The sequence below is a fragment of the Nonomuraea diastatica genome (assembly GCF_004349015.1).
GTDB classification, from domain to species: Bacteria; Actinomycetota; Actinomycetes; order Streptosporangiales; family Streptosporangiaceae; genus Nonomuraea; species Nonomuraea diastatica.
This window is the reverse complement of sequence record NZ_SMKP01000297.1, coordinates 1-8,225: the sequence shown is the minus strand read 5'-3', so window position 1 is coordinate 8,225 and position 8,225 is coordinate 1. Positions and strand designations below refer to the sequence as shown.

General features: G+C 68.4%; 5 protein-coding genes and 1 pseudogene. 2 read left to right on the top strand and 4 right to left on the bottom strand.

Features of this window, described 5'->3' with window-relative positions; genetic code table 11:
* Positions 1 to 306: 306 nt before the first annotated feature.
* From E1294_RS49730 to E1294_RS49715, 4 genes are all read right to left on the bottom strand, one after another.
* On the bottom strand, positions 307 to 5,181 hold the full coding sequence (locus E1294_RS49730; RefSeq protein WP_132519627.1) for an NAD-glutamate dehydrogenase: 4,875 nt from the start codon (positions 5,179 to 5,181) through the stop codon (positions 307 to 309).
* 38 nt (positions 5,182 to 5,219) lie between these two features.
* A complete protein-coding gene (locus E1294_RS49725; RefSeq protein WP_220448402.1) occupies positions 5,220 to 6,023 on the bottom strand; it encodes a tryptophan 2,3-dioxygenase in 804 nt (267 codons plus the stop codon).
* An 84-nt stretch (positions 6,024 to 6,107) separates the two neighbouring features.
* Positions 6,108 to 6,305: a zf-HC2 domain-containing protein gene (locus E1294_RS49720; RefSeq protein WP_132519624.1), complete on the bottom strand. Its 198-nt coding sequence runs from the start codon at positions 6,303 to 6,305 to the stop codon at positions 6,108 to 6,110.
* Complete coding sequence (locus E1294_RS49715) at positions 6,305 to 6,859, bottom strand: sigma-70 family RNA polymerase sigma factor (RefSeq protein ID WP_201761090.1); 555 nt, start codon at positions 6,857 to 6,859, stop codon at positions 6,305 to 6,307. Before E1294_RS49715 ends, E1294_RS49720 begins: the two co-directional genes overlap by 1 nt.
* A 108-nt stretch (positions 6,860 to 6,967) precedes the next feature.
* Here E1294_RS49715 and E1294_RS49710 point away from each other — a divergent pair, with 108 nt between their 5' ends.
* On the top strand, positions 6,968 to 7,612 hold the full coding sequence (locus tag E1294_RS49710) for a DUF4142 domain-containing protein (RefSeq protein WP_132519621.1): 645 nt from the start codon (positions 6,968 to 6,970) through the stop codon (positions 7,610 to 7,612).
* Positions 7,609 to 8,225: pseudogene (locus E1294_RS49705) on the top strand (hypothetical protein); the annotation flags it as partial. The gene E1294_RS49710 and the pseudogene E1294_RS49705, both read left to right, overlap by 4 nt.

Here is an 8,225-nt window from a genome sequence, read left to right as displayed (position 1 = left end):
GCCCACGACGGCACGCTCACACGTGCCTCCGGGACCTGATCCCTTTCTGTCCGGCACAGCCGACGGCCCTTCTTTCCGTCACGGCACAGCCGGCGGACCCGCACGCGCCGTAGCCCCCTTTCCGCCCGTCACGGCCGGCCGTGAAGGCTCACGGCTCGCTCGCCGTGACGAGCGCCTCCTTCACCGATTCCTCAACCGGTGAGCGCGCCCTCATGGGCGACGGCGCCGCCACGGCTTCTGGACATCATGGCGCCCGCCCACGCCGCGAAAGGGGGCGGGCGGGGTTGGGTGCCCGCCCCTTCCGTGTCAGCTCTCCGTGTAGGGGAGGTTGCTGGCGGACACCAGCGTGCGGATGGCGCGCAGGGCTACCGAGAGGGTGGCCAGGTCGAAGGTGTCGCTCTCCCAGATCTCCGACAGCGTCTGCCGGGCCCGGGAGACGGCCGCCGTGTTGGCCTCCGTCCACCTGGCCAGCCGCTCCTCCGGCGGCAGGCCCGGCGTGCTGTGGGCCAGCACATCACGGGTCAGGGAGGCGTGCGCCGCGTAGAGGTCGTCGCGCAGGGCCGAGCGGGCCATCGAGTTCCACCGGTTGTCCCTGGGCAGCGCGATGATGCGCTCCCGGATGCGGGCCAGTTGCAGCCGGTCGGCCAGGTCGAAGTAGACCTCCGCCGCCTCGTGGACCGGGCGGTCGGTCAGGGAGGAGATCTCCACCATGTCCAGCATCGAGTACGCGGGCACCATGGCGGACACCCGCTCGGCCAGCTCCAGCGGCACGCCCCTGGCGAGGAACGAGTCGCGGCGCTCCTCGTACGCGGCCAGGTCGGGACCGGTCAGCAGCTTGGGGATGTGGGAGACCACGCCGTTGACCGGCTTCATGAAGAAGCCGACCGACCCGGCCAGGTCCAGCGGCGGCCGGCGGTTGACCAGCAGCCAGCGGGTGCCGCGCTCGACCAGCTTGCGGGCCTCCAGCAGCATGGCGATCTGGGTGGCCGTGCCCACCTGCTTGTCCAGCGACTCCACGTCCCGGTAGAAGCCCGGCAGGTCGAACACCTCGCGCGCCACGAGGTAGGCCCGCACGATGTCGGGCGTCGAGGCGCCCGTCTCTTCCCCGAAGCGGTACATGAACGTGGTGCCCATGGAGTTGACCAGCTCGTTCACCACGCAGGTCGTGATGATCTCCCGGCGCAGCGGGTGGGCGTCCATGTACGTGCGGAACCGCTCACGCAGCGCCGACGGGAAGTACGACACCAGCCACGAGGCGAGGTAGGGGTCGTCGGGCAGGTCAGAGGCGAGCACCTCGGCGTCGACGGTCAGCTTGGTGTAAGCCAGCAGCACGGCGAACTCGGGGGCGGTCAGGCCGAGCCTGGCCTGCCGGCGCTCGGCCAGCTGCTTGTCGGAAGGCAGGAACTCCAGCTCCCGGTTGATCAGCCCCTCGCGTTCCAGCCGCCGCAGGTAGCGGGCATGGATGTGGAGCATCTCGACGGCCTGGGCGCGGGCGGCGGCCAGGACCACGTTCTGGGCGTGGTTGTCGCGCAGCACCAGGCGGGCGACCTCGTCGGTCATCGAGGTGAAGACCTGGTTGCGCTGCTTGTCGGTCAGCTCGCCGTCGCGGACGACCTGGTCCAGCAGGATCTTGATGTTCACCTCGTGGTCGGAGGTGTCGACGCCGGCCGAGTTGTCGATGAAGTCGGTGTTGATCAGGCCGCCGTTCAGCGCGAACTCGATGCGGGCCAGCTGGGTGAACCCCAGGTTGCCGCCTTCGCCGACGACCTTGCAGCGCAGCTCGGCGGCGTCGATCCTGAGCGCGTCGTTGGCCTTGTCGCCCACGTCGACGTGGGACTCGGAGCTCGCCTTGACGTAGGTGCCGATGCCGCCGTTCCACACCAGGTCGACGGGGGCCCGCAGGATGGCGCTGATCAGGTCGTTGGGGGTCATGGAGGTGACGCCGGCGGGGATGCCGAGCGCCTCGCGCATCTGGGGCGTGATCGGGATGGACTTGGCGGTGCGCGGGAAGACGCCGCCCCCCGCCGAGATCAGCGTGGCGTCGTAGTCCTCCCAGGAGCTGCGTGGCAGGTCGAACAGGCGCTGCCGTTCGCCGAACGAGCGGGCCGCGTCGGGGGTGGGGTCGACGAAGATGTGCCGGTGGTCGAACGCGGCCACCAGCCGGATGTGCTGCGACAGCAGCATGCCGTTGCCGAACACGTCGCCGGACATGTCGCCCACGCCGGCCACCGTGAAGTCGGTGCTCTGCACGTCCACGCCCATGGTGCGGAAGTGGTATTTGACCGACTCCCACCCGCCGCGGGCGGTGATGCCCATGGCCTTGTGGTCGTAGCCGATCGAGCCGCCGGAGGCGAAGGCGTCGCCCAGCCAGAAGTCGTACTCCTTGGCCACGGCGTTGGCGATGTCGGAGAACGTCGCGGTGCCCTTGTCCGCGGCCACGACGAGGTAGGTGTCGGTGCCGTCGTGCCTGATCACGTCGGGCGGCGGGACGACCTGGCCGTCCACGAGGTTGTCGGTGACGTCGAGCAGACCGGAGATGAACATGCGGTAGCAGGCCACGCCCTCGGCCTGCACATCTTCCCGCTTTCCAGACAAAGGTGGCCGTTTAACGACAAACCCACCCTTAGACCCGGTCGGCACAATAACGGTATTTTTCACCATCTGGGCCTTAACCAGGCCGAGAATTTCCGTACGGAAGTCCTCCATCCGGTCAGACCACCGCAATCCACCCCGCGCCACTTTCCCGAACCGGAGATGCACACCCTCGACCCGCGGCGAGTACACGAATATCTCGAACTTGGGCCGCGGAAGGGGCAGGACGCTGACGGCCTGCGGGTCGAACTTGAGCGATATGTACTCTTTTCGCCGCCCATCCACTGTCTGGAAATAGTTGGTACGCAGCGTGGCCTGGATCATCTCCAGGTACGCCCGCAGCACGCGGTCCTCATCCAGCGAGGCCACCTCGTCGAGCGCGCCCAGGATCTCCTCGTGGATCGCGTCGGCCAGTTCGGTGCGCACGTCGTCGGGCCGCCGCGGATCGTGCCGGGCCTCGAACAGGCTCACGAGCAGCCGCGCCAGCCGCACGTTGCCCAGGAGCACCCGCTCCATGTACGACTGCGAAAACGTGCTGCCCGCCTGCCGCAGGTATTTCGCGTAGGCCCGCAGGATCTCGGCCTGCTCCCAGGTCAGCCCGGCGCTCAGGATGAGCGAGTTGAAGTCGTCGGACTGCACCCGGCCCGTCCACAGGGCGGTGAGCCCGTCCTGGAAGAGCCGCTTGAAGTCCTCCCTGCCGACCTCGTCGGAGGGCGTGTAGCGCAGCCCGAAGTCGTAGATCCAGGCGTTCTTGGTGGTGGGGTCGTTGTCGCGGTCGACTTCGTACGGCCGCTCGTCGACCACTTCGACGCCCAGCCGCTGGATGAGCGGCAGCACCTTCGACAGCGAGATGGGCGAGCCGACCTTGTAGATCTTGAGCCGCCGCTCCCCCTCGACCGCGTCGTACGGCTCGTAGAGGTTGAGCTCGACCTGCTCGTCGTCGTCCGCGCCGACGAGCCGCTCCAGCCGCTGCAGGTCGACCACGGCGACCTTGGGCGGGAAGTCCGCTTTGTACCCCTCGGGGAACGCCGAGGCGTACCGGCGGATGAGCCCGGGCGCCTCCTCCTCCGAGGTCAGCTCCGCCAGCGCGGTGGCCAGGTCGTCCTCCCAGGAGCGGGTGATGGCCGCCAGCCGCGCCTCCAACTCCTCCACGTCCACGCTCGGCGGCGGCAGCTGCTTGCCCCGCTCGCCCCGCACGACCACGTGCAGGCGGGCCAGCACCGACTCGCCGATCATGGCGCTGTAGTCGAGCGATGTGCCGCCCAGGGCCTTGAGCAGCACCTCCTGCATCTTCAGCCGGACCTTGGTGGTGTAGCGGTCGCGCGGCAGATAGATCAGGCAGGAGATGTAGCGGCCGTAGTCGTCGCGCCGCAGGAACAACTTGACCTGCTTGCGCTCGCGCAACCGGAGCACGCCCAGCGCGATCGGCAGGAGCTCGTCGATCGAGGTCTGGAACAGCTCGTCGCGCGGGAACGTCTCGAGGATCTCGATGAGGTCCTTGCCGTCGTGGCTGTCGGGCGCAAGCCCGGCCTGGTCGAGGACGTCGGCCAGCTTCCGCCTGAGCACGGGGATCCGGGAGATCGACTCGTTGTAGGCCACGTGCGTGAACAGGCCGAGGAAACGCCGCTCCCCGATCACCTCGCCCTCGGGCGAGAACACCTTGACCCCGATGTAGTCGAGGTAGGTGGCGCGGTGCACGGTGGCCCGGGAGTTAGCCTTGGTGATGATCATGAGGTGCTTCTCGCGCGCCTTGGCCCGCATCTCGGCGGGCAGCGCGGAGAAGCTGTCGGAGCTGACCTTGTCGTCACGCAGGATGCCCAGCGCCGCACCAGGCAGCGCGCGCAGCGTCTCGCCCGCGTCGGTGTGCTGGAGCCGGTATTCGCGGTAGCCGAGGAAGGTGAAATGCCCGTCGGCGAGCCAGCGCAGCAGGTCGATGCTGTCCTCGACCTCCGCGGGCTCCAGCGGCGGCGGGTTCATGCCCAGGTCTTCCGCGGTCTGGACGGCCAGCGCCCGCATCTTCCTGAAATCCTCGACCGCGTGCCGCACGTCGGTGAGCACCCGCAGCAGGTCGGTCTCGAGTGCCTTGAGCGCGCGCGGGTCGGACTGCCGGTCGATCTCGATGTGCATCCACGACTCGACCAGCATCTGGCCGGTGACGTCCTGCTGGTCAGGGCCGAGCATCCGGCCCGTCATGTCGCGGCGCACCCGCATCTGCGGGTGGACGAGCAGGTGCACGCCCAGGCCGTGCCGGTCGAGCTCCATCGTCACCGAGTCGACCAGGAACGGCATGTCGTCGGTGACCACCTCGACGACCGAGTGCCCGGGGTCCCACCCGTTCTCGTCGATCGTCGGGGTGTAGGCCCGGACCACCGGCCTGCCCTGCGGGCGGACCTCGGCCAGCTGCCTCTGGGACATCGCGGGGCCGTACACGTCAACGGGGTTGCGGTCGAGCAGGTCTTCCGGCGCGACGTGCCGGTAGTAGAGCCGGAGGAAGGACAGCGCCTCCTCGGCGCTCATGTGCTCCGTGCTCGTCGCGCAGATCTCGGCGGCTCGCTGGAGCAGCTCATCCTTGGCCTCGTCGAGCGGCATTTCGCTCTCACTCCTTTGTGAGGGTTCGCCATGGCTGTTCATAGCCAGGCCCTTAGTTCCCACAGCAGCGGGAAGTAGTGCAGGCGCGTTCTACCGCGCAGATAGGGGGCGCCCGTCGAGCCGCCTGTGCCCGACTTGGTGCCGATCTGGCGTTCGACCATCTGGACATGACGCATCCGCCACAGCGCTGTGGTCTCGTCGTGGGTCAGCAGGTCTTCGGCCAGTTGCCACAGGTCGTCGTGGGACCCGCGGTCTCTCGCCACGGTCAGCAGCGAGTTCATGATCTCATCGCCGGAGACCGGCAGGCCACGCAGGGACAGCGCGTCGAGATAGGCGTCCCACAGCGTGGGCTCCGCCAGCCTGCGGCGCAGCCTGGCGAGATCGGCCTCCTCGGCGTGCCGGAAGCTGCCGAGGTAACGCTCGTCCTTCAACCCGGACAGGAACTCCAGCTCCCGGAACTGCACGGACTGGAACCCGCTGGCGGGCTCCAGCATCGAACGGAACTCGAGGAAGTCCTGGGGCGTCATCGTCTCCAGGACCTCGACCTGCTCGACCAGCACCCGCTCGACCGCGTGCACCCGCCGGAACAGGTGCCTGGCCCGCCACAGCTCGCCGCGGGACATGACCTCGCGGACCGCCTCCAGCTCATGGAGCAGCAGCTTGAACCAGAGCTCGTAGACCTGGTGGATGGTGATGAACAGCAGCTCGTCAGGGGCCTGCGACTGCGGCTGCTGCTGGGCGAGCAACGCGGGCAGGCGGAGGTAGCCACCGTACGACTGCCGGCCGCCTTCCTCGCCGAACCGCCGGTGCGGGGGACGGGGCGCATCGCCGTCGATGCCCACCGAACACCTCCCCCCGACCGCCCGGCACTTGCCGCCGGGCGCACGTCTTGCCGTAACCGATACCACCCGAAAAGGGCATAGACGTCAACGTGACATCGACATCGGGGGATCGTCGTCGGAGGTCGAGGAGGCGTTCTTGAGCTCGTCGAGCTGGTCCGGCAGCTCGGCGAACTCCAGCAGCTCCGCCTGGCATCGCTCGCATGTGTCGAGGTGGCGTTCGAAGGCCTCGTGCTCCTCTTCATCGAGGACGCCGAGGACATAGGCGGCCACCCCGTCGTGCATCAGCCGGCTACCCCCTTGTCCCGCAGCAGTTCGCGAAGAGCCCGGATCCCGTAGTAGAGCCTGGACTTCACCGTGCCCGGTGGAATCCCCAGAATCTCCGCCGCCTCACTTATCGTACGGTCTCGAAGGTAGGTCTGCTCAATGACTTCGCGGTGTTCCGCGGACAGGGATCGGAGGGCGTCCGCGACGACCATCGCCGACAGAGCCCGATCCGAACCGTCCGGCACCGCCATCATGTCGACTTCGGGCGGCTCGACCTCCTGCGGCCGAACGCTCTTCCGCCGACGACCATCAATGACTATGCGACGGGCCACGGTAAGCAGCCACGCCCATATAAGGCTTGGTTCCCATTGCAGTCTTGCCGAGTTCCGCCAGGCCCGGACGAGCGTCTCCTGCACAACGTCTTCGGCCCACTGAAGGTCGTTACCTGTGGATTTGCGGACGTGTCGCAGCAGAGGGCCGCCGAACTCCTGGTAAAGCACCGCAATGCGGTGCTCCGCCTCGGCATCCGCACTCTCGAACCTGCCGTCGAGGTGACCTAGCACGGGGCACATCTTTACACCTTCGTTATCAGTCCGGTAGCCACTCCGATAACTCCAGTCATTTCTAACTATCTCCGGCCATAGGTGAACCAGGGTCGTGAACCCCGCGTACCTCCGACCATGCACAGGCTTTTGCGCGGCGAGGTGTTCATGCTCGGCGGCTTCGTCGTGGCGGCCGCGGTGACGATATTGCTGGTCATGCCACCGGTGATCGATCCCGCGGCCGCCCAGTGGGCGCAGACGTCCACGGGGCCTCTCACGGCCGCCGACCGCGATCTGGTGGTCAAGGTACGGCAGGCCGGCCTCTGGGAGATGCCCGCAGGCGAGTACGCCAGGACCCGCGCCGAGTCCCAACGTGTCAAGGAAGTCGGCAGGTTGATCATGGAAGATCACATGAAGCTGGACCTGCTGACCCGTCAGGTCGCGAAGAAGCTGGGCGTGGCCCTGCCCGACGAGCCCAGCCCGCAACAGCAGAGCTGGATGGCCCAGCTGGCCGCGGAGAGCGGGCCCGCCTTCGACAAGGACTACGCGAACCTGCTGCGTGCCGCGCACGGCAAGGTCTTCACCGTCATCGCGGCGGTGCGGGCCGGAACCCGCAACTCCGAGATCAGGAAGTTCGCCGAGGAGTGCGTGAAGTACGTCATGAGGCACATGGCGCTGCTGGAGTCCACCGGCCTGGTCAACCACAACGCCCTGCCGGAGCCTCCCACGCCCGCGCCAGCCCCACCCGTCGCGTTGGCGGTCGATAAGAGGAGACACACATGAGGAGATCCAGACGCATGGCCGCGGCCGTGTCCGCGTTGGCCGTGACGGCGAGCGGGCTGGTGTCCGCGGCCGTCATCGGGGTCGGCCCGGCACGCGCCGACCACTGCGACCCGGCCGAGTCCCCGTCGCAGCAGCAGGCACAGCGGGATCAGAATCAGCGGCGAGACTCCGACCAGCGGAACAGGAACGGACGGAACCAGGGCCAGGACCGCGACCAGCAGAACCCCGACCAGAACCAGGGACGCCAGAACCCGAACCAGGACCAGCAGGACCCCGACCAGCAGGACCCCGACCAGCAGGACCCGAACCAGGACCAAGGCCAGGACCAGGGGCAGGACCAGCAGGACGCCGATCAGCAGGCTCCCCAGGGAGGCGGCGTCGCGGTGGCCGACCCCGCCGAAGCGCCGGACGACACGGCGCGCGCCCCCGAGCCCGAAGAGAGCGCCACGGTGCAGTCGCGCCGCGGCCGGCCGGACCCCCGCCCGACGCGGACCCAGGACCCGAACGACGACCCCACCGGCAATCCGACCGACAACCCGACCGGCGACCCGACCGGCGACCCGACCGGCAACCCCACCGCTGACCCGACGCAGAGCGCGCCCCCGCCGGGGAC